We start from the raw sequence: 257 nt of genomic DNA, 5'->3' as shown, positions 1-257 counted from the left end.
TTAAATTTTTTCATAATTGTTAGTGTTAAAGATTAATGCGTTAGACTTATAAAAAGGGAGTGCTGCTCCGAGGAAATAAAAGATGAGATCAATAAGATCAAAAGTTCCCGGTATTACTTTGAAAAGCTGCAAAAATTCTGAAAGTAAGGCCATACACGGGAGGCTGAAAATCCAAAAAAAACTCTGATTGTTTATTCGGTGTTTCCATATTTCAAGCATTAAGGCTGTATATGAAAATAGCCATAAACCATCTGGAA

Annotated in this window: 1 pseudogene; it reads right to left on the bottom strand. The window is 33.1% G+C overall.

The features are described from left to right. Positions 1 to 257 (bottom strand): annotated as a pseudogene (locus tag SCA31_RS24290) (hypothetical protein); the annotation flags it as partial.

It is taken from the genome of Chryseobacterium sp. SIMBA_028, assembly GCF_046535285.1.
Taxonomy (GTDB): Bacteria; Bacteroidota; Bacteroidia; order Flavobacteriales; family Weeksellaceae; genus Chryseobacterium.
Note: the sequence above shows the minus strand (reverse complement) of the source record. Positions and strands in the feature narration are given on the sequence as shown.